General features: G+C 37.9%; 17 protein-coding genes. 11 read left to right on the forward strand and 6 right to left on the reverse strand.

Annotation, left to right across the window (positions count from 1 at the left end; genetic code table 11):
* Positions 1-72 precede the first annotated feature (72 nt).
* The 3 genes from ACVAMZ_RS04290 (at position 73) to ACVAMZ_RS04300 (ending at position 4,568) form a co-directional block, all read left to right on the forward strand.
* Positions 73-1,272, forward strand: a complete 1,200-nt coding sequence (locus ACVAMZ_RS04290; protein WP_461685134.1) for a hypothetical protein — start codon at positions 73-75, stop codon at positions 1,270-1,272.
* A complete protein-coding gene (locus tag ACVAMZ_RS04295; RefSeq protein ID WP_461685135.1) occupies positions 1,253-2,728 on the forward strand; it encodes a hypothetical protein in 1,476 nt (491 codons plus the stop codon). Before ACVAMZ_RS04290 ends, ACVAMZ_RS04295 begins: the two co-directional genes overlap by 20 nt.
* 169 nt (positions 2,729-2,897) lie before the next feature.
* A complete protein-coding gene (locus tag ACVAMZ_RS04300) occupies positions 2,898-4,568 on the forward strand; it encodes a formate--tetrahydrofolate ligase (protein ID WP_461685136.1) in 1,671 nt (556 codons plus the stop codon).
* An 83-nt stretch (positions 4,569-4,651) separates the two neighbouring features.
* Here ACVAMZ_RS04300 and lysS read toward each other — a convergent pair whose 3' ends face one another.
* The 5 genes from lysS to ACVAMZ_RS04325 all read right to left on the reverse strand — a co-directional run bounded on the left by lysS (position 4,652) and on the right by ACVAMZ_RS04325 (position 9,134).
* Positions 4,652-6,142, reverse strand: coding sequence for a lysine--tRNA ligase (gene lysS / locus ACVAMZ_RS04305; protein WP_254804051.1), 1,491 nt, complete (start codon positions 6,140-6,142; stop codon positions 4,652-4,654).
* Between the two features lie 135 nt (positions 6,143-6,277).
* Positions 6,278-6,904, reverse strand: coding sequence for a histidine phosphatase family protein (locus ACVAMZ_RS04310; RefSeq protein WP_461685137.1), 627 nt, complete (start codon positions 6,902-6,904; stop codon positions 6,278-6,280).
* Positions 6,901-7,386, reverse strand: a complete 486-nt coding sequence (locus ACVAMZ_RS04315) for an aminoacyl-tRNA deacylase (RefSeq protein WP_461685138.1) — start codon at positions 7,384-7,386, stop codon at positions 6,901-6,903. The genes ACVAMZ_RS04310 and ACVAMZ_RS04315 overlap by 4 nt, the downstream gene beginning before the upstream one ends.
* Complete coding sequence (locus ACVAMZ_RS04320) at positions 7,386-8,228, reverse strand: DUF368 domain-containing protein (RefSeq protein WP_225750300.1); 843 nt, start codon at positions 8,226-8,228, stop codon at positions 7,386-7,388. The genes ACVAMZ_RS04315 and ACVAMZ_RS04320 overlap by 1 nt, the downstream gene beginning before the upstream one ends.
* A 105-nt stretch (positions 8,229-8,333) precedes the next feature.
* Positions 8,334-9,134 carry a glycoside hydrolase family 25 protein gene (locus ACVAMZ_RS04325; protein ID WP_461685139.1) on the reverse strand — a complete coding sequence of 267 codons (801 nt, stop codon included), beginning with the start codon at positions 9,132-9,134 and terminating at the stop codon, positions 8,334-8,336.
* 157 nt (positions 9,135-9,291) lie between these two features.
* Here ACVAMZ_RS04325 and glmU point away from each other — a divergent pair, with 157 nt between their 5' ends.
* The 6 genes from glmU to ACVAMZ_RS04355 all read left to right on the forward strand — a co-directional run bounded on the left by glmU (position 9,292) and on the right by ACVAMZ_RS04355 (position 15,091).
* Positions 9,292-10,671 carry a bifunctional UDP-N-acetylglucosamine diphosphorylase/glucosamine-1-phosphate N-acetyltransferase GlmU gene (gene glmU, locus ACVAMZ_RS04330; protein WP_461685140.1) on the forward strand — a complete coding sequence of 460 codons (1,380 nt, stop codon included), beginning with the start codon at positions 9,292-9,294 and terminating at the stop codon, positions 10,669-10,671.
* Positions 10,672-10,680: 9 nt separating this feature from the next.
* On the forward strand, positions 10,681-11,226 hold the full coding sequence (locus ACVAMZ_RS04335) for an NUDIX hydrolase (protein WP_414277784.1): 546 nt from the start codon (positions 10,681-10,683) through the stop codon (positions 11,224-11,226).
* 11 nt (positions 11,227-11,237) lie between these two features.
* Positions 11,238-11,549: a cell wall synthase accessory phosphoprotein MacP gene (gene macP / locus ACVAMZ_RS04340; RefSeq protein WP_045614892.1), complete on the forward strand. Its 312-nt coding sequence runs from the start codon at positions 11,238-11,240 to the stop codon at positions 11,547-11,549.
* A 10-nt stretch (positions 11,550-11,559) separates the two neighbouring features.
* Entirely contained in the window at positions 11,560-12,255 is a 696-nt protein-coding gene (locus ACVAMZ_RS04345; protein ID WP_049496322.1) for a 5'-methylthioadenosine/adenosylhomocysteine nucleosidase, read from the forward strand.
* Positions 12,256-12,375: 120 nt separating this feature from the next.
* Positions 12,376-14,664, forward strand: coding sequence for a DNA helicase PcrA (gene pcrA / locus ACVAMZ_RS04350; RefSeq protein ID WP_461685141.1), 2,289 nt, complete (start codon positions 12,376-12,378; stop codon positions 14,662-14,664).
* 166 nt (positions 14,665-14,830) lie between these two features.
* Positions 14,831-15,091, forward strand: a complete 261-nt coding sequence (locus tag ACVAMZ_RS04355; protein ID WP_006150712.1) for a SemiSWEET family transporter — start codon at positions 14,831-14,833, stop codon at positions 15,089-15,091.
* A 47-nt stretch (positions 15,092-15,138) separates the two neighbouring features.
* Here ACVAMZ_RS04355 and ACVAMZ_RS04360 read toward each other — a convergent pair whose 3' ends face one another.
* Positions 15,139-15,948, reverse strand: a complete 810-nt coding sequence (locus ACVAMZ_RS04360; protein WP_461685142.1) for a Cof-type HAD-IIB family hydrolase — start codon at positions 15,946-15,948, stop codon at positions 15,139-15,141.
* A 117-nt stretch (positions 15,949-16,065) separates the two neighbouring features.
* Here ACVAMZ_RS04360 and rexB point away from each other — a divergent pair, with 117 nt between their 5' ends.
* The gene (gene rexB, locus ACVAMZ_RS04365) at positions 16,066-19,317 is read left to right on the forward strand and encodes an ATP-dependent nuclease subunit B (RefSeq protein WP_461685173.1); all 3,252 of its coding nucleotides are present in this window, start codon (positions 16,066-16,068) and stop codon (positions 19,315-19,317) included.
* Positions 19,314-22,964, forward strand: a complete 3,651-nt coding sequence (gene addA / locus ACVAMZ_RS04370) for a helicase-exonuclease AddAB subunit AddA (RefSeq protein ID WP_461685143.1) — start codon at positions 19,314-19,316, stop codon at positions 22,962-22,964. The genes rexB and addA overlap by 4 nt, the downstream gene beginning before the upstream one ends.
* Positions 22,965-23,041: the final 77 nt, after the last annotated feature.

A 23,041-nucleotide genomic window follows, 5' to 3' on the forward strand; every position in this document is an offset into this window, starting at 1 on the left:
TATATTATTATTGACAATTAATTTAATATATAAGATAATTATTTTAGTTATATTTGAAGAAGGGAAGCCGTTATGGACTTTTTTAAATTTGCAGATAATATTGTTAAAGAAGCTAGTAAAGTAATTGATGATGCTAGTAAGACAACTGGTAGCGTACTTAATGAAGCTGGTAAAGCTTTAGAAAGTACTGGAAAAGTTACAGGAGAGTTATTATCAGACTCTGTAAAAGTAATAGGAGATGTATCAAATAAGGTAGGAAATGTTGTTTCAGATGTTTCAGGTCAAGCTACAATAGTAGCGAAAGATGCTTTTCAACAAGTAACTGAGGTAACATCTGACACATTTAATCAAGCTGGTAAAGTTGCAACTGAGGCAAAATCACAAATTGATTCAATAGATCTTTTTAATGACAAATTAAGGTCCGAAGCTGTTGCGAATTATCATGAATCTATTCAAATATATAATGAAAAAGCCACAGAACTGACGAACAAATCGACTGACCTTTATCAAACTAGAGACAAAGCAATTAAAGTTGTAAAAATCGTTGAAGAGAGAATTAGTAAGTTAGCTAATAAACCGAAAGAATTCGAAACAAAATTAGAAGAAATTAATATTGAAATTCAAAATTTTGAAGATAAACAGTTAGCTATTACTCAAGCTATCAAAGAAGCAGAATTAGCAAGCGGTAGTACGGCAGCTACGGCTTCTTTAAGTGCTTTAGGGGTCACAGTTGCAACTTTAGGTCCTACTGCAGCTATGGGAGTCGCAACTACTTTTGGAGTCGCATCAACAGGGACAGCAATTTCGAGTTTGACTGGTGCAGCAGCAAATAGCGCAGCATTAGCTTGGTTAGGGGGAGGAAGTATAGCAGCAGGCGGAGGAGGCATGGCTGCAGGTAATGCTTTTCTAGCTATGGCGGGTCCTGTTGGTTGGGGGATTGCTGGTTTAATGTTAACAGCTTCTGTCGGAGCAGGTGTTTTTGCTAATAAAAAAAATGAAGAAGTAGCTAAAGAAGCACTTGATGAACAAAAGAAAATTGAGTTATTAATTAGACAAACTGATAAATCAATAATAGAAATTAGTGAATTAAATAATTTAATTGAAAAGCAAACTGAGGGGATTTATTTAGCTAATCTTTCTTTAATTGGAAAAGATTATAACTTATTTACAGATGATGAAAAGTATCAAGCAGGTAGTTTGGTAAATTCAACCCTTTCTCTGACTGAAATGATCAATAAGGAAATTAAAGTAAATGATGGTTCAAGTTGCTAATAGGGCATTCTATCAAGGTATAGGAGCATACGTAAATTGTCTAAATAATCTTAGAATTCAAGACTTACAAATTGCAATGAAGATAATAGAGGATGAAGCACGCAAAGTCGTCTTAAACAAGGACAATGCTTCAAAAATCTTAAACTATACTAAAGACAACATTGAAGACGTTATTCTAAAGAAGCGTGGGGGAGACTACGGTGGTCACGGGTTTATAGCTGAATTTGCAGAAGCAGGAATTGTAAATGCAAGAAGAGCTATTGAAGGATTAAATCCTATTATAAAAGTATTGAATGATAATGGGCCAGCCGATTTATTAATTGGCAGAAATACCATTCAAATGAAGTTTTATAATAATTTACGTGATGAACTAGCTCAATCATTTCATTACAGTGAAAAAATGAAAATGATGTTTCCAAAAGATCACGTGTTAGTATACGAAAAAATTATGACTGGCGCCAAAGAAGTTGAATTTAATGGTAAAAGATTGTCTGTTAAACAAATTACGGATATACGACAAATGATTAATGATATTACTAAAAGCAAGGGACTTACTTCATATAAATATTGGATGAAATCATCTGTTTTAAATTATGATGATGCTCAAAAAAATTCAATTAACTCTCTTTTAGATTCTGAAGAAAAGAATATTCGTAAAACAGTTAGACTTAAACAACAAGAATTAAATAAAAAACGATTAGTAGCGCAAAAACATGCATTACCAAATTTAAAAGAAGCTACTAAGGTTGCAAGAAACGCAGCTTTTTTGCAAGGTGGTTTAGCTCTGTTGTCAAGTGTGTATGGAAAATGTAAAGAAGGAAAAAGTATTTTTGAATTCGAACAATCAGATTGGTTAGATTGTGGATTGAATTCATTACAAGGAGTTGCATGTGGAGCGATAACAGGATATTCAATTTACGGATTAACTAATATTTTTGGTATTAGCGCTCCAAATGCAAGTGCTTTAGTAATGGCTACTTATGGGATGATAGATGTCATTTTGAGATTCAGATCTTCTGAAATAACTCAAGATGAACTTATGAATCTTTTGACATTAAATGTAATAGATTCTTCTTTTGCTGCAATTGGAGCTTGTGTTGGTCAGATTATGATCCCAATACCAGTTCTAGGTTCTGTAGTTGGTTCAATAGCTACTTCAATAATTTGGGAAATAGGCAAAGGGTTTCTAAGTGACAGGGAACAGGAATTAATTCAAAATTACAGGGAAAACTTAGATAGCCATATCAAAAACTTAGATGATAAATACAAGATTATTTTTAATGATATTATAGATAAATATCATAAACTAGGACGATTACAGGATTATTCATTTGATTTATCCCTTAATACTCGTCTCCGCTTTGAGTATTCAATTGAATTAGCTGAAAACTTAGAAATCTCTGATAATCAAATTTTGCATAACTTAGACGAAATTGACAACTATTTTCTAAATTAGAAAAATTTTTATAATAGTTAAAATCTATAAAGGCATATAAAAATTTAAATAGAGATAAAGAAAGTCTGTTATTTAGCGATATTCACGAACGTTACTAATCATAATGACTGTTAAAAATCTTGTTTTATGATATAATGAATTAACACATTAGAGGCTAGAGGAGTTTTTTATGAAAACAGATATTGAAATTGCACAGAGTATTGAGTTAAAACCGATCGTTGATGTTGTTGAGAAACTTGGGATTTCTTACGATGATTTGGAGTTGTATGGAAAGTACAAGGCTAAACTAAGCTTTGACAAGATTCGTGAGGTTGAGTCAAATCCAGTTGGTAAGTTAATTTTGGTTACAGCTATCAACCCAACTCCAGCAGGTGAAGGGAAATCAACCATTACCATCGGTCTTGCGGATGCTTTGAATAAGATTGGTAAGAAAACAATGATTGCTATCCGCGAACCTTCTCTTGGACCTGTTATGGGTATCAAAGGAGGTGCAGCTGGTGGTGGTTATGCTCAAGTATTACCAATGGAAGACATCAACCTTCACTTTACGGGTGATATGCATGCTATTACAACTGCAAACAATGCTCTCTCTGCCTTGATTGACAATCATTTGCACCAAGGAAATGAGCTAGGAATCGACCAACGTCGTATTCTCTGGAAACGTGTTGTTGACTTGAATGATCGTGCGCTTCGTCACGTAACTGTTGGTCTTGGTGGTCCACTTAATGGTATTCCACGTGAAGATGGTTTTGATATCACAGTTGCTTCAGAGATCATGGCTATCCTTTGCTTGGCAACGGATATTGAAGATTTGAAACGTCGTTTGGCTAATATCGTTATTGGCTACCGTTATGACCGCACACCAGTTTCAGTTGGTGATTTACAGGTTGAGGGTGCCTTGGCATTGATTTTGAAAGATGCTATCAAACCCAACTTAGTTCAAACAATTTATGGTACACCTGCATTCGTACACGGTGGCCCATTTGCCAATATTGCCCACGGTTGTAACTCTGTATTGGCAACGACAACAGCACTTCACTTAGCTGATTACACAGTAACTGAGGCTGGCTTTGGTGCAGATCTTGGTGCAGAGAAGTTCCTGGATATCAAGACTCCAAACTTGCCAACAGCTCCAAGTGCAGTAGTCATTGTAGCAACTCTTCGTGCCCTTAAAATGAATGGTGGAGTTGCTAAAGATGCTCTGACAGAGGAAAATGTGGAAGCAGTACGTGCTGGATTTGAAAACTTGAAACGCCACGTTGAAAATATTCGTAAGTTCGGTATTCCAGCGGTTGTTGCTATCAATGAATTTGTTTCTGATACAGAAGCTGAAATCGCAGCCTTGAAAGAACTATGTGCTTCAATTGATGTTCCAGTCGAATTGGCTAGCGTATGGGCTGATGGAGCTGAAGGAGGCGTTGCTCTAGCTGAAACTCTCGTAAAAACAATCGACGAAAACCCAGCAAACTACACACGTCTCTATGACAACGAACTTTCTGTTCAAGAAAAAATTGAAAAGATTGTGACTGAAATCTACCGTGGTAGCAAAGTAAACTTCGAAAAGAAAGCTCAAACCCAAATCGCACAAATCGTACAAAATGGTTGGGATAAACTGCCAATCTGTATGGCCAAAACTCAATACAGTTTCTCAGATAACCCTAACGCTCTTGGAGCACCTGAAAACTTTGAAATTACTATTCGTGAATTGGTACCAAAATTGGGTGCAGGCTTCATCGTTGCTCTTACTGGTGACGTTATGACCATGCCTGGTCTTCCAAAACGACCTGCCGCTCTCAACATGGATGTTGAAAGTGATGGAACTGTTTTAGGTCTATTCTAATTCAAACACAAAAGACAACCTCTTTGATAAGGTTGTCTTTTTAACTACAAAAAACTCCTAGAAATCATCTAGGAGTTTAGTTTTTATTTCATAGTTGGGAAAAGAAGTACATCACGGATAGTAGTAGTATCAGTGAGGAGCATGCAGAGACGGTCGATACCGATTCCCAAACCACCTGTTGGAGGCATACCATATTCAAGTGCTTCAATGTAGTCGTAGTCGATACCAGTCGCTTCGTCGTCACCAAGTTCTTTTGCTTTAGCTTGGGCTTCAAAACGACTAAGCTGGTCGATTGGATCGTTCAACTCAGTAAAGGCATTTCCGTATTCTTTGGTCATGATAAAGAGTTCGAAACGGTCAGTAAAGCGTTCATCTTCAGGGTTCTTCTTAGCAAGTGGAGATACTGCTACTGGATGTCCATAAACAAAGGTAGGTTGAATCAACGTTTCCTCAACGAATTCTTCAAAGAAAGCATTGATGATATGACCAACTTCTGTGTAGTGTTTTTCAACTGGAACTTTCTTCTCAGCAGCGATGGCTTTAGCTTCTTCGAAGGTCATGTCTTGCCAGAAATCTACACCTGTAATCTCTTTGATAGCATCAACCATGTGAACACGTTTGAATGGTTCGTTAAGTTTAATCTCAGTTCCTTGATAGATAACTGGAGCGTCGCCTTTAACAGCTTTTGCAACGTGTTGGATAATACCTTCAGTCAAGTCCATGATATCTTGGAAGTCTGCATAAGCTTGGTAAACCTCGATAGAAGTGAACTCAGGGTTGTGTGTAGCGTCCATACCTTCGTTACGGAAGATACGTCCGATTTCGTAAACACGTTCCATACCACCGACAATAAGTCGTTTCAAGTGAAGCTCAGTCGCGATACGAAGCACCATGTCAATGTTTTGGGCATTGTGGTGAGTGATAAACGGACGAGCAGCAGCACCACCAGCTTCGTTGTGAAGAACAGGTGTTTCAACTTCTAGGAAACCTTTTTGATCAAGATAACGACGAATTTCAGAGATGATTTTTGAGCGAGTAACAAAGCGTTCAAAGCTTTCACGGTTTGAAATCAAATCAAGGTAACGTTTACGGTAAATAGTTTCAACGTCTGTTAAACCGTGGAATTTTTCTGGAAGCGGACGAAGGGCTTTAGACAAGTGAGTGATGTGAGTAGCCTTAATAGAGAGTTCTCCCATATCGGTACGCATGACTTCACCTTCGACACCAAGGAAGTCTCCGAGGTCAGCTTTTTTGAAGATTTCGTAGTTTTCTTCACCAACTTCATCTTTACGAACGTAGATTTGGATTTGACCTTCACGGTCTTGAAGGTGAGCAAAACCAACTTTCCCTTTTCCACGTTTAGTCACCAAGCGTCCAGCGATAGTGGCAGTTTCATTTAGTTCGTGTAGTTGTTCTTTATCTAGCTCAGCAAATTTATCTTTTAGTTCTTGAGAGTTGGCAGTACGTTCAAAACGTTTACCGAAAGGATCAATTCCTTGTTCACGGAGCGCAGCCATTTTTTCACGGCGAACGATCTGCTGGTCATTCAATTCTTCCATATGTTCTGTTGACATGTGTTCCTCCTAATGAAATTCAAATTTTGAAATAATAAATCAATTTTTCACGGTACTCCCATTTTATCATAAAAAGCTAAGAAATTCACGGATATTCTATAAAAACTAAAAAGAACTTGACGTAATAGATCAAGTTCAATTATTTTTTTGATAAGAGGTATCGTTCCAAGTCTTAAGAGTAAATTTTTCAAAGTCGTCAGTCTCTAAAATTGTTAGACTTGCATTAGCCAAACCTCCGTCTTTACGAAGCAGAGCTTCCTGATAGCCTATAAGCGTTCGAAGACTAGCAGTAAGGTTCGCTCCATGACCGACTAGTAATAGGTGCTCTGCCTTAGAATTTTTTAAGGATCTGATAAATTGTATGGTGCGATGAGTTGTAGTGTAGAGTGATTCAGCTTCAAACATGCGAGTATCAAACTTAGCTAAGTTTGTTTTAAAAGCTTGAATTTGCTGAGGGCAGATAGCATTTAAAGTCGCAATTTTTAGACCTTCCAGTTTACCGAGGTGCCATTCTCTGAGTTCAGGAACACTTTCTAAAGGACAAGGATTTGTCAGTTGACTTTGGATAATCTCAGCTGATTTTACCGCTCTTGGTAAATCACTCGAATAGATCTTGTCAAAAGGGATATCTTTAAGATACCGGCCCAGGTCTTTTAAAGTTTCAATAGATTCAGGAAGAAGTGGTGAATCTCCGCCAGCCCCTTGAAAACGACCTTCTAGATTCCAGACTGTTCGACCATGGCGGACAAAGTAAAGTTTCATGAGTTATTTTCCTCCAAGATATCAACAAAGTTTGCTTTTACAAAGTTTGCCAGATCTTTAGGTGCGATGATGATACTGTGTCCTACCTCACCAGCAGAGACAATCATTTTTTCTAATTCTAAAGCTGTTTCATCAATAAAAATAGGGTAGTTGTGTTTTTGACGGATACCTACAGGGTTATTAGCTCCATGGATATATCCAGTAGTTTTTTCTAAATCCTTTTGAGGAATCATGCCCACTTTTTTATTTCCAGAAATCTTTGCTAATTTCTTTTCAGAAAGGTGTTCGGTGATAGGAACAATTCCTATTACCGGACCAGTCTTATCACCCAATAATGCTAAGGTCTTAAAGATATGATTTCTATCATAACCAGAAGGAAGTTCTCCTTCTAAAGCATTAATTTGAACGCCTTGATGATCAACACCTGCCTTAGTCAAAATTTGCTCTACTAAGGTTTTTTTAACTTTAACTTTCTTAGCCATTATTTGTATTTATCCTCCAACTGACTCATCCAAATACCTAACCAAATGCCAAGAGCAAAAAAGAAGGCAACAATCACATAAGACACAAGAGATAAACCACTGTAGTTAATGCTTTCAGCATTACCCGCATTTGGAATCAATATCAAGAGTGTACTTGAAAGAACGATTGCAATGATGAAGTGATAAACACGAGAGTGATACTCTCGAAGAGCGTAATCCATCAATTTTGAAAAAATAATAAGAGTAGCAGCAGCTCCAATTCCTATTGGAAGGAAGGTTCCAAATAAATCAAAAGTTTTAAATCCAGTCAACATTGGGGTATAAAGACCTAAAATCAATAGTAGATTTGAGGGACTTAAGCCTGGAACCAAAATACCTAGAGCAAGAAGAGCACCAGCTAGGATAAAACTTGTGAAACTTGCGTTTAGTGAACCAACCACAAAGTTTAAAGCGTAAAGACCAATTCCAGAAACAATAAAGGTCACCCAAAACCAGATAAGATCGACTTTGTCTCTTTCAGAATCTTGAGTAGCCTCTTTTACAAGACTAGGGACTGTACCAATAATAGCACCCGCAAAACTCCATAAAACATAAACTTGATAATGCTCTAGTAAGTACTCAATTGGATAAGAAAATAGCCCAATACCTAGTAACATACCGATAGCAACAGGTAAGAAATAAAGAATATCTTCTTTTAGGTTTTTAAATGGATGGGCAAGAAAACGAATCATTCTCTCATAGATACCCAAAATAGCCGCTAGAACACCACCAGAAATACCTGGTAAAATAAAACCAAGTGCGATAACAATACCTTTAATTATTTTTGAAATCCAAGATAACATAAACTCTCTCCGTATTTATTCTCTAAAATTCTCTTCTTGTATTATATCACAAAGTAAGAGAAATAAAAAAGCAAGCAGAAGTAATATCTGGCTTGCTAAATAAATTTAAGGTTTTAAGAATAATTTTCTAAACGTCTCTTGCTTATCTTTTGACAAAGAAATAAGATTTAGGTCTAGATGGTGTTCAAATCCAACCAGTTTACCCTTTGAGGTGTATTGATGAAGATCAAAGTCAAGGTCTGTATTTGGTGAACTTTCAAAGTAGCCTGAGTCAAGTCCGTAGGATGGAATCCAAATAGCAGAAAACTTATCTGTACTGATGCTATGTTCTTTCATGAAGTAAACACCAATGTATATACCAATATTTTTAGCACCAAGTGATTCTAACTTAGCACGGAATGCCTCAACTCCTTGGTTCATATCTGACATTGTTTTTTCTTCAACGTCTAACCAATAGTAACTTGGGTTGTACGGCGAAGCTGAATTATAAAATGATTCAGCAGCCTTTTCCATATCCTCTACACTTTTTCCAGATACATAGGCATATACAGCAACTGGAACATTTCTCTTTTGAAACTCAGCGATATGACTTTTATAAGCTTTATCAATACCGTTTGTATAAGATGCATCGTTCTCAGTGGTAATCTGATTTCCTCCGTGGACTCGAACAATGACACCAGAGATATTTTGAGATAAAATATCGTAATTGATTTCCGATGGTCTCTGCCAACCAGAGATATCGATGATAGGCTTATCCAAGTTATGTAGAGCTTGTGTTTCTATTTGAACTGGATTTTGTTTGGTTTTTACAGGATGTTCTTCGAATCGTGGACGATTTAGAATCAAGAGTCCTATAAAAGCAGCAAATATAATAACTATAAAAGCTGGGCGAATTTTATTTCTCATACTCCTATAGTTTATCGTAATTTGTAAAAAAAATCAAAAAATTTACTCAAAACGGAGTAGTGACAGTCATTAGCGTTAGGTTGAGGTCAGCAAATTTGTGTATCGTGAAGTAAATTGTGGTATAATAATAAAGAATTTCTATAGAAAAGAGAAAAATATGGCAAATTATGCAATTATTTTAGCAGCGGGTAAGGGTACCCGTATGAAATCAGATCTACCTAAAGTTATGCACAAGGTTGCAGGAATTTCTATGCTTGAGCATGTTTTTCGTAGTGTAGGAGCAATCAAGCCTGAAAAAACAGTAACGGTTGTTGGTCATAAGGCAGAGCTAGTTGAACAAGTTTTAGCTGGTCAAACTGATTTTGTGAGACAGTCCGAACAATTAGGAACTGGTCATGCGGTTATGATGGCCGAGCCGATTCTTGAGGGCCTTTCTGGACAAACATTGGTTATTGCAGGTGATACACCATTAATCACGGGTGAAAGTTTGAAAAACTTGATTGATTTTCATGTGAATCATAAGAACGTAGCCACTATCCTTACCGCAGAAGCTGAAGATCCATTTGGTTATGGACGTATTGTTCGTAACGAAAATGCCGAAGTTCTTCGTATTGTTGAACAAAAAGATGCGACTGATTTTGAAAAACAAATCAAAGAAATTAATACAGGAACCTATGTTTTTGATAACGCTCGTCTCTTTGAAGCACTTAAGAATATTAATACCAACAACGCTCAAGGTGAATACTATATCACGGATGTGATTGGAATATTCCGTGAAGCTGGAGAAAAAGTTGGAGCTTATACTCTGAAAGACTTTGATGAAAGTCTCGGAGTTAATGACCGTGTGGCACTCGCTACAGCAGAAGCTGTTATGCGTCGCCGTATTAACCAAGCTCATATGGTCAATGGAGTAAGTTTTGTAAATCCAGATGCGACTTATATTGATGTGGATGTTGAGATTGCTCCAGATGTTCAAATTGAAGCGAATGTAACCCTCAAAGGTTCTAGTAAGATTGGTTCAGAGACTGTTTTGACGAATGGAACTTACATTGTCGATAGTACTATCGGTTCAGGTGCAGTGATTACCAACTCAATGATTGAGGAGAGCATGGTTGCTGATGGTGTTACAGTCGGACCTTTCGCTCATATTCGTCCAGGGTCTAGCCTAGCTAAGGATGTTCATATCGGAAACTTTGTTGAGGTGAAAGGTTCTTCTATTGGCGAAAATACTAAAGCAGGCCATTTAACATACATTGGAAACTGTGAAGTTGGTAGTGACGTCAACTTTGGTGCTGGTACTATAACAGTGAACTATGATGGGAAAAATAAATTCAAGACAGTCATCGGCAACAATGTCTTTGTTGGTTCTAATTCAACCATCATTGCTCCTGTTGAACTAGGGGATAACTCTCTTGTTGGTGCGGGTTCAACAATTACTAAAGATGTGCCTGCTGATGCTATTGCCATCGGACGAGGTCGTCAAGTTAATAAGGACGAATACGCAACTCGTCTCCCTCACCATCCTAAAAACAAATAGGAGCTAATCATGGAATTTGAAGAGAAGACGATTAGTCGAAAAGAAATCTATAAAGGTCCTATTTTCCAATTAGTTCAAGACCAGGTTGAACTTCCTTCAGGGAAAGGGACGGCTCAACGCGATTTGATTTTTCATAACGGTGCAGTATGTGTTCTTGCAGTTACTCAAGAAAACAAGATTGTCTTAGTGAAGCAATATCGCAAGGCGATTGAAAAAGTTTCTTACGAAATTCCTGCTGGAAAATTAGAAGTTGGCGAAAATGCAGATCCAGAAGCAGCAGCTCTTCGTGAATTAGAAGAAGAGGCAGCCTATACCGGCACATTAAGCCTTCTTTATGATTTTTACTCTGCGATTGGATTTTGTAACGAGCGCTTAAAACTTTATTTGGCAAGTGATTTGAAAAAGGTTAAAAATCCTCGTCCACAGGATGAAGATGAAACATTAGAACTACTTGAAGTTAGTCTTGAACAGGCTAAACAACTGATCCAGTCTGGTGATATCTGTGATGCCAAGACTATCATGGCTATCCAGTATTGGGAATTACAAGAAAAATAGAGGAGGAACCCATGGGAAAACCTTTATTAACAGACGAAATCATTGAGCGTGCGAATCGAGGTGAAGATATCTCTGGTCCTGCTTTAGTAGATGATCAAGAAACGAAGATATTGTCAACTTCATCTCAATATGATGGATATTCACGTTCAAGTGACCATGGATTTAGTCAGGATACTTTAACGATTGAGGTTGAACCTCAAATCCATAAGAGTCGTCGAATCGAAAATACCAAGAGAAATGTCTTTAACTCTAAATTGAATAAGATTCTATTTGCTGTTATTCTTCTCTTGATTCTGCTAGTTTTAGCAATGAGATTTATTTAAGGGGAATGTCATGAAAATTGGAATTATAGCAGCTATGCCAGAAGAGCTAGTTTATCTGATTCAACATTTAGAAAACGCTCAAGAAGAGACGGTATTAGGAAATAAGTATCATACGGGTATAATTGGTTCAGTTGAGCTTGTCTTGGTGGAGAGTGGTATCGGTAAAGTCATGTCTGCTATGAGTGTTGCAATCCTAGCCGACCACTTTGAAGTAGATGCTGTCATCAATACGGGTTCAGCGGGTGCCCTTGCTGAAGGTATCTCAGTAGGAGATGTAGTGATTGCTGAAAAACTAGCCTACCACGATGTTGATGTGACTGCTTTTGGTTATGAATACGGTCAAATGGCCCAACAACCACTCTATTTCGAATCTGACAAGAAGTTTGTCAGTTTGATTCAAGAGAGTTTGTCTAAACTTAAACAAAAATGGCATTTAGGTTTGATTGCGACCGGTGATAGTTTTATTGCAGGTGAAGATAAGATTAAAGCTATAAAAGAACATTTTCCTCAAGTTCTTGCTGTTGAGATGGAAGGGGCGGCAATTGCTCAAGCAGCTCACGCGCTTAATCTACCTTTCTTAGTTGTCCGGGCCATGAGTGATAATGCTAACCACGAAGCTTCTATTTCATTTGATGAATTTATCGTAGAAGCAGGACGCAAATCGGCTCAAGCCTTGTTGACACTTTTACAATCTATTCATGATTAATATAAAAAGAACACTTGTTAGTGTTCTTTTTTTAGAAAAAAGGAAGCTTGTCTCTAATAGAGTTATTTTCAGTCTTTTTTGATATAATAGAAACATTGATTTGAAGAATAGGAAGAGAAAATGAATCCTTTATTACATGGTATGAATGACAAACAGGCAGAAGCGGTTCAAACAACAGAAGGCCCACTGCTGATCATGGCAGGGGCTGGTTCTGGTAAGACACGAGTCTTGACTCACCGTATTGCTTACTTGATTGATGAAAAGATGGTCAATCCTTGGAATATCTTGGCTATTACCTTTACCAATAAGGCTGCGCGTGAGATGAAAGAGCGGGCTTACGGACTTAATCCAGCTACTCAGGACTGTTTGATTGCGACTTTTCACTCTATGTGTGTGCACATCTTACGTCGTGATGCAGACCATATCGGCTACAATCGTAATTTCACGATCATCGATCCAGGTGAGCAGCGAACACTGATGAAACGTATTCTAAAGCAGTTAAACTTGGATCCAAAAAAATGGAATGAACGGACTATTTTGGGGACCATTTCTAATGCTAAGAATGATCTGATTGACGATGTTGCTTATGCTGCACAAGCAGGAGATTTATATACAAATATTGTTGCTAAGTGTTATACGGCCTATCAGAAAGAACTTCGTCAGTCAGAATCTGTTGACTTTGATGATTTGATTATGCTGACCTTACGTCTCTTTGATCAAAATCCTGATGTTTTGACTTACTATCAGCAAAAGTTCCAATATATCCATGTTGATGAGTACCAAGATACCAACCATGCCCAGTATCAACTGGTCAAACTTTTGGCTTCACGCTTTAAAAATATCTGTGTTGTTGGGGATGCTGATCAGTCTATTTACGGATGGCGTGGCGCTGATATGCAGAATATCCTTGATTTTGAAAAAGATTATCCAGATGCCAAGGTTGTTTTACTGGAGGAAAATTACCGTTCTACCAAAACTATCCTCCAAGCGGCTAACGATGTTATTAAAAACAATAAAAATCGTCGTCCGAAAAATCTCTGGACCCAAAATGTTGATGGGGAACAGATTATTTATTACCGTGCAAATGACGAACAGGACGAGGCTGTTTTTGTAGCCAAAACCATCGATGAACTTGGTCGTAGTCAAAACTTCCTTCATAAAGACTTTGCAGTCCTTTACCGTACCAATGCCCAGTCACGTACTATTGAGGAGGCCCTTCTCAAGTCTAATATTCCTTATACTATGGTTGGTGGTACAAAATTCTACAGCCGTAAGGAAATCCGTGATATCATCGCTTACCTCAATCTCATTGCCAACCTAAGTGATAATATCAGTTTTGAGCGTATCATCAATGAACCAAAGCGTGGAATTGGCCCAGGTACTGTTGAGAAGATTCGTGATTTTGCTAATTTGCAAGAAATGTCCATGCTGGATGCTTCAGCCAATATCATGTTATCAGGAATTAAGGGTAAGGTAGCCCAGTCAATCTGGGACTTTGCCAATATGATTCTGGATTTGAGGGAGAAACTGGACCAATTAACAATCACAGAGTTGGTTGAGGCTGTCCTTGAAAAAACAGGTTACGTTGATATTCTAAATGCACAAGCTACCTTGGAGAGCAAGGCTCGGATTGAAAATATCGAGGAATTCCTCTCTGTTACCAAAAACTTCGATGACAATCCTGAAAGCCAAGAAGAGGAAACAGGACTAGATAAACTTAGTCGTTTCTTGAATGATCTTGCTTTGATTGCAGATACTGACTCTGGTAGTCAGGAGACGTCAGAAGTAACCTTAATGACCTTACACGCTGCCAAAGGACTCGAGTTTCCAGTTGTCTTTATTATCGGTATGGAGGAGAATGTCTTTCCGCTTAGTCGTGCCTCTGAAGATCCAGATGAATTGGAAGAAGAACGTCGTTTGGCCTATGTAGGAATCACGCGCGCCGAGAAAATTCTCTATCTAACCAACGCCAACTCTCGCTTGCTTTTCGGGCGTACAAGTTACAATCGTCCGACCCGTTTTATCAACGAGATTAGTTCAGATTTGTTGACCTATCAAGGTTTGGCTCGTCCAGCTAATACAAGCTTTAAAGCATCTTACAGTAGTGGTGGTACTACATTTGGTCAAGGAATGAGTCTGGCACAGGCTTTTCAAGAACGAAAACGGAATACTGCGCCTACATCTATCCAATCAAGTGGTTTACCATTTGGACAATTTGCATCTACTAGTAAATCTTCTTCGAGTGAGACAAATTGGTCAATTGGTGATATTGCCCTTCATAAAAAATGGGGTGAAGGAACTGTGCTTGAAGTTTCAGGTAGCGGATCAACTCAGGAATTGAAAATCAATTTCCCAGAAGTCGGTCTGAAAAAACTTTTGGCTAGTGTAGCACCGATTGAGAAAAAGTAAGTTTCTAATCGAATAAAATATCCTCTTGAAATAGCAAGAGGGTATTTTTTTTGATTCTCTTATCACAAGATTGTGATAGTTTACAAGTTTTTAACAAATAGCTTTTTAAACTTCACCATCTAAAAAAATAGTGTATAATTGAAAATGTTTTTGAAAGGAGAAGAAAATGACTGAAAAACAAATGAAAACATTGGGTTGGATTGCAACCTTTATGTCTGTTATGATGTATATCTCATATATTCCACAAATTATGAACAACCTTGCGGGTCAAAAAGGAAACTTTATCCAGCCAGCAGTAGCTGCAATTAACTGCAGTCTTTGGGTTTACTACGGACTCTTTAAAAAAGAACGTGATATTCCTTTGGCAGCAGCCAATGCACCAGGTATCGTTTTTGGGATTATCACAGCTTTGACAGCTTTATTCTAAAAATAAAAAGCAACTAGCAGAATGTTCTGCTGGTTGCTTTTATTTGTTTACAAAATATATTTCTCAATGGCGCGTGCAACGCCCTCTTCTTCATTACTAGTAGTTACAGCATCTGCAAGTGATTTGACATGGTTGCTGGCATTTCCCATAGCAATCCCTAACCCTGCAAACTCCAACATCTCAATGTCGTTATTGGCATCACCCATTGCCATGATTTCAGAAGGTTGGATATCCAAAATCTCAGCCAAACGAGAAAGAGCAGAAGCCTTGGTTGTGCCAAGTGGCATTGCTTCATAGATAACAGGTTGAGAACGAACACCGCTAAAACGTTGACAAAGTTCTTCAGCAAACCGTTGTTCAAAGTCATCCGTTTGTTCTTTTGTGCCTAAGAACATGCCTTGGAACATACGATATTTACCGCTAGTAGCTTCTTCCAGTGAGATTTCAGTCAGATTAGCAAAGACAAGTGTCGCATCATATTGAACGATAGGATTTGGTTTGCCTCCGAGAACGAAATAGTGCTCTTCATCAAAGAGAGTCAACTGGACTTCACTCTTTTCAGCAAGGTCATTGAGGTATTCGATGTCAGATTTGCTAAGTTCCCGCCAGTCGACAAGGCTCCAGTCGCTGGTTTGGTGGGTAGAACAACCATTATTGACAATAACGTATTCATTTTGCAAATCAAGACCGAGTTTCTTGTAATAGGGAAGAACCCCAAAGAGAGGTCGTCCAGTACAGAGAACTAGTTTGACACCTTTTTCGATAGCCTTATGAATGGCATCAATATGAGCTTGAGGAATTTCCTTGGCTTCGTTAAGTAGAGTACCGTCCATATCAAGAGCAAGTAGTTTAATCATAGTATTTCCTTTTCACGTGTTTTGCCTATATTATAGCATATTTTGGGAATCAGAGGCAGAATCTTCTGTTAAATCATGGTATAATATAGAGTAATGACAAAAACAAATGAGGCAGAGATGAAACTACTTTATACCGATATTCGGACTTCTTTGACAGAAATCCTAACTAAGGAGGCTCAGGGACTAGTTGACCAAGGGAAACGAGTCTTTTATATCGCTCCTAACTCTCTTTCTTTTGAAAAGGAACGTGCCGTGCTGGAGTGCTTGAGTCAGCAGGCTTCTTTTGCTATCACAGTCACGCGCTTCGCTCAAATGGCTCGCTATCTGGTTTTAAATGATATTCCTGAGAGGTCAAGTCTCGATGATATCGGTCTTGGTATGGCTTTCTATAAATGTCTGTCCGAAATTGACCCTAAGGATTTACGTGTTTACGGGGCTATTAAACAAGATCCTCAATTCATCCAGCAACTGATTGAGATTTATCATGAAATTTCAACTGCAAATATGAGTTTTTTGGACTTGGAAAGTTTGACAGATGCTGATAAACGATCTGATTTACTCTTAATTTTTGAAAAGGTAACAGCTTATTTAAATCAAGGTCAAGTTTCACAAGGAAGTCCATTATCCTATCTGATTGATGCTATCGAAGAAAACAAGGTAAGTAGTGATTTTAGTAAGATTGCCCTAGTCATTGATGGTTTCACCCGTTTTTCTGCAGAAGAGGAACACCTAGTGGATTTGCTTCATCGCAAGGGTGTTGAAATTATCATTGGTGTATATGCGACTAAGAAAGCCTACACTAGCCCTTTTAGTGAAGGGAATCTCTATCAAGCCAGTGTTGAGTTTCTACGTCATTTAGCCTTTAAATATCAGACCAAGGCAGAAGACGCATGTCAAGAACATAAAAATCTTGATGCTTTTGCCAAGGCTTCAAAATTACTGGAAAGTGCTTATGATTATTCTGAAATTAGCTTAGAAGTGGATGCTAAGGATAGAGAAGACTTGCAAATCTGGTCTTGTCTGACACAGAAAGAAGAGCTGGAACTAGTTGCTCGTAGTATTCGCCAAAAATTGCACCAAGAGCCAGAACTAAGCTATAAGAATTTTCGTATCTTACTAGGAGACGTAGAGTCTTATAAACTGTCCTTGCAGACAATTTTTAATCAATATCAGATTCCTTTCTATCTGGGGAGAAGCGAGTCTATGGCTCATCATCCTTTGACTCAATTTGTAGAATCTGTGGGACGTCTCAAACGGTACTATTTCCGTCAAGAAGATTTGATTAACCTCTTACGAACTGGCTTATATACCGACCTTAGTCAAGAGGAAATCGATAGCTTTGAACAATATATCCGCTATTTAGGTATTGATGGTCTTTCTAACTTTAAACAAGAATTTACAAAAAATCATCATGGAAAATTTGATTTAGAAAAATTAAATGAGCTGCGTGTCCGTGTCCTAAATCCACTAGAAACTTTATTATCCAGTCGTAAACAAAAGACTGAAAATATCCTTACAAAATGGAATAACTTTTTGAAGGATGCATCTGTTACCAAGCAATTACAATCCTTATCTGAAACGATGGATGCGACAGAGCAAGAAAGACAAGAGGAGGTCTGGAAAGCATTTTGCCACGTAATGGAGCAATTTGTGACCGTATTTGAGGGAACTCAGGTTGCTTTAGATGATTTCTTGGCTCTTCTTCATTCAGGGATGTCCTTATCAAATTATCGTACAATCCCAGCAACGGTAGATACGGTTCTGGTGCAAAGTTATGATTTGATTGCGCCTTTGACTTCTGATTACATCTATTCACTTGGCTTAACCCAGGACCATCTACCTAAAATCACCCAAAATACTAGTCTTTTGAGTGATGAAGAAAGAGAAGTTTTAAACCGAGGTACTGAAGAAGGCTCTCAATTATTGATTGCTAGCCATGAAAATCTTAAGAAGAATCGCTATACCATGCTTTCTTTGGTAAATTCTGCCAAGAAGCAATTGGTCTTATCGGCACCAAGTTTACTCAATGAAAATGAGAGTAAAGAGTCAGTTTATCTGAAAGAATTGCAGGATTTTGGTTTTACCAAGATTGAAAAGAGAATCGATCGAAAAAACCTATCAAAGGATGATATTGGTTCTTATCACAGTCTTTTGTCTAGTCTTGTTGCTTATCACCAGCAAGGTGAGTCGGAGACAAGTGAGCAGGACTTAACCTTTATTAAGGTTCTAGCTCGTGTCATGGGGAGAAAATTAGAAGATCAAGGTCTTGATAATCCTGTCCTACCGACAAGTCCAAAAAGTAAGACCTTAGCTACTGAAACTTTAAAAGCCTTGTATCCTCAAGATCAGGATTTCTATCTATCAACTTCTGGATTAACAGAGTTTTATCGTAATGAATATAGCTATTACCTTCGTTATGTCTTAGGCTTGCAGGAAGAATTACGTTTGCGACCTGATGCACGAAGTCATGGGAATTTCTTGCATCGTATTTTTGAACGCGCTATGAAACTTCCTGCTGATACACCTTTTGATCGTCGTTTAGAACAAGCAATCTCTGAAACCAGTCAAGAGAGAGAATTTCAAGCGATTTATCAAGAAAGTTTGGAAGCCCAATTAACCAAGGAAGTTCTTTTGGATGTTGCTCGTGCAACTGGGCACATTCTTCGTCACAATTCTGAAATTGAAACAATTCAGGAAGAAGCAGTCTTTGGTGACAAGGAACAAGCTTTTGTTCAGTTAGAAAACGGCAGAAATGTCTATGTCCGTGGTAAAGTTGACCGTATAGATCGCTTAAAGACAAGTGAAGCTATTGGTGTTGTCGATTACAAATCTTCTCTAACTCAGTTTAACTTCCCTCTATTTTATAATGGCCTTAATTCACAGTTACCGACCTATCTTGCTGCTCTTAAGAAAGAAGGAAATAACGATTTCTTTGGTGCTATGTATTTAGAGATGGCTGAGCCAGTTCAGTCTATACAAACAGTTAAAACTCTTTCAAAGGCTTTGGCAGAAACGACTAAGAGTATGAAATATCAAGGGCTATTTCTTGAAAAAGAAATAAAGAATCTTGGGGAACTATATAATAAAAACAAGACCTATCAGTTGTCTGATGAGGAATTCCAGTTATTGCTGGACTATAACGCCCTTATCTATAAGAAGGCGGCAGAGAAGATTTTATCTGGTAGGTTTGCTATCAATCCTTACACAGAAGACGGCAGAAGTATTGCTCCTTATGTCCAACAATATCAGTCGATAACTGGTTTTGAAGCTAATTACCATTTAGGTCAAGCTAGATTGTTAGATAAGATCGCTAAGAGCAATGATAAAGAAACATGGTTTAATAAAATAAGAGAGGAGTTGGAGCGATGAAATTTTTATCCCAAGAAGAAATTGAAAAGTTGCAAATAGAAGAAGCTCAATCTGACAAGAAACCAAAGAAAACTGCTGAGCAAATCCAAGCTATCTACAGTTCTGGTAAAAACATTCTGGTCTCAGCATCAGCTGGCTCAGGAAAAACCTTTGTCATGGCTGAACGAATTCTTGATCAACTAGCGCGTGGAGTAGAAATTCGCCAACTCTTTATCTCAACCTTTACGGTAAAGGCAGCAACCGAGTTAAAAGAACGCTTGGAAAAGAAAATCAGCCAACAAATCCAAGAGACTCAAGATATGGAGCTAAAAAAGCATCTTGGAAGACAATTAGCTGATTTACCAAACGCTGCTATTGGAACTATGGACTCTTTTACTCAGAAGTTTCTAGCCAAACATGGCTATCTTCTAGATCTTGCTCCAAACTTCCGCATTCTTGAGAATGAAAGTGAGCAACTCCTCTTAAAGAATGATGTGTTTCGACAAGTTTTCGAAAGTCACTACCAAAGTAAGGAACAAGTCAAGTTTAGTCAGCTAGTCAAAAACTTTGCAGGAAAAAGCAAGGATGCGCGTGGTTTGCGTAAACAGGTCTATATGATTTATGACTTTTTGCAATCTACAAGTAATCCTCAGGCTTGGCTACAGGAATCTTTCTTAAGAGGATTCGAAAAGGCCGATTTTACAAGTTCTAAAGAAAAGCTGGCTCAAGACATTCAGCAAAGACTCTGGGAATTGGAAAGTTTCTTCCGTTACCATCTAGAGAATGATGCTAAGGAATTTGGGAAAGCAGCCTACTTAGAAGCTGTCCAACAAGTTCTTGATGAAATTGGAGCTTTAACCAGCGAATCAACTTTTAATCAATATCAAGAAGTCCTAGAGCGAGTTGTGAGTATTTCTAAGGATAAGGGTGGCCGTGCTCTCACAAATGCTAGTCGCAAGGCTGAACTCCTAGAACTGAAAGAAGCGTACAACCAAGAGAGAAAAGATAAGTTTGAAAAGTTAATTGCATTAAATGACCAACTTACTTTATTGAAATTCCAGGAAAAATATCATCAAGAGTCTTGGGACTTAGCAAAGACTTTTCAAGTTTTCATGAGTGATTTTGTTGATGCCTATCGAAAGCGTAAGCGTGAAGAAAATGCCTTTGAATTTGCGGATATTAGTCACTATACCATTGAGATTCTGGAAAACTTCCCTCAAGTTCGAAAAGAGTATCAGGAACGTTTCCACGAAGTCATGGTCGATGAGTACCAAGATACCAACCATATCCAGGAAAGAATGTTGGAACTCCTTTCTAACGGGCATAACCGTTTTATGGTGGGAGATATCAAGCAGTCTATTTATCGTTTTAGACAGGCAGATCCCCAAATCTTCAATGAAAAATTCCACAGTTTTGCTCAGGATAGCAAAGAAGGTCAGTTAATACTGCTCAAGGAAAATTTCCGTAGTAGTTCTGAAGTACTAAATGCTACCAATGACGTCTTTATGCATCTCATGGATGAGGAAGTTGGAGAGATTTCTTATGACGGCATGCATCAACTTGTTTTCGGAAATACTGATTTACACCCTGATCAAGAAAACAAGGCAGAAGTCCTCTTGTATGATAAGGATGTTGATGGTGATTCTAAGGAAGAGGAAGAGTTTTCGTCCAACAAACTGACTGGTGAAATGCGAATGGTTATTAAGGAGATATTGCATCTTCATAATGATAAAGGGGTTCCTTTCAATGACATTGCTCTCTTGACTGCCAGCAGAAGCCGGAATGACCAGGTTCTACTTGCTTTGTCAGAATATGGGATCCCAGTTAAAACTGATGGTGCTCTAAACAATTATTTGCAATCTTTAGAAGTACAGGTTATGTTGGATACTCTTCGTGTTATCCATAATCCTCTGCAAGACTTTGCTTTAGTAGCTCTAATGAAGTCTCCGATGTTTAGCTTTGATGAAGATGAATTGGCTCGTTTAGCTCTTCAAAATTCTGAGGATAAGGTTCAAGAAAACTTTTATGAAAAAATAGTCAATGCTCAAGCACAAACTAGTATCCAAAAGGATTTAATAAAATCTGAACTCCATAAAAAGCTTAACTTTTTCTTGGAAACTGTTAATGCTTGGCGTTTGTTCTCAAAAACGCATTCGCTTTATGACCTTATTTGGAAAATCTATAGCGAACGTTTCTACTATGATTATGTTGGTGCTTTACCAAATGGTCAGGCTAGACAGGCCAACCTCTATGCCCTAGCACTACGAGCTGACCAGTTTGAAAAGAGTAATTTTAAAGGCTTATCACGTTTCATAACTATGATTGATCAAGTCTTGGAAGTTAAGCACGACCTTGCCAGTGTCACTGTAGCTCCACCTAAGGATGCTGTGGAGCTTATGAGTATTCATAAGAGTAAAGGGCTTGAGTTCCCTTATGTCTTTATTCTCAATATTGATCAGCAATTTAACAAGCAAGATTCAATGTCTGAAGTTATCCTAAGTCGTAAAAACGGTCTTGGTCTTAAGTACATAGCTAGAATAGCCACAAATGCAAAAGAGGAATATGTTCCATCTACAATTAAGTTATCCATTCCAAGCTTGACTTATAGTCAAAATGAGGAGGAGCTCCAATTAGCAAGCTATTCTGAGTTAATGCGTTTACTGTATGTAGCCATGACTCGTGCTGAGAAAAAACTTTATCTAGTCGGAAAGGGATCGAGAGAAAAGCTAGAGTCTAAAGAATACCCGACAAATGGGCAAGGTCTCCTAACTCGTCAAACCAGGTTAGATGCTCAAAATTTCCAGGACTGGATTTGGGCCATCTATCAAGCTTTTTCTAAAGAGAACTTATACTTTAGTGTTCGTTTCGAGGGTGAAGAACAACTGACAGAAGAAGCTATCGGTAAATTGGAAACTAAAAGCCAGCTCCAAGATCTTTCTCAGGCAAGCAACCGTCAGTCTGATGCCATTAAGGAAGCTTTACAAATGCTGAAAGAAGTGGAAGTATATAATGAAATCCACCGTGCAGCGATTAATCTTCCGAGTGTTCAGACCCCAAGCCAGATTAAGAAGTTTTATGAACCAGTCATGGATATGGAAGGTGTAGTAGTAGCTGGTCAATCTAAACCAAAAGAAACTATTATTCAGTTTGAACTTCCAGACTTCTCCAAGACAGAAGAAGTCACTGGAGCTGAAATTGGTAGTGCTACTCATGAATTGATGCAACGAATTAATCTCGCTAAGAAACCCACTTTGGAAACCTTGACAGAAGCCTTGGAGCAAGTTCAGGCAACTTCAGCTGTTAAAGATAAAGTTAATCTAGAAAAAATCTTATCCTTCTTTGATACAGCTCTTGGTCAAGAGATTCTTGCAAATCAAGATAAACTTTATCGAGAACAACCCTTCTCTATGTTAAAACGGGATGATAAGAGTCAGGAGGACTTTATTGTCCGTGGAATTTTAGATGGTTATCTCCTTTATGAGGATAAAATTGTTCTCTTTGACTACAAGACAGATCATTATGAATATCCAAGTCAACTGATTGAACGTTATAGAGGTCAATTATCTCTATATGCAGAAGCCTTGTCTCGTTCTTACCAAATAAATCAAGTTAAAAAATATTTAATCTTACTTGGAAAAGATATGGTTGAGGTGGTCGAAGTTAACTAATCTTGTAAAAACTATTGCCTTAATGGCAGTAGTTTTTATTTATTTTCAGTTATGGTATACTAGTTTCAGAAAAGGAT

The sequence above is a fragment of the Streptococcus sp. KHUD_017 genome, from assembly GCF_054861245.1.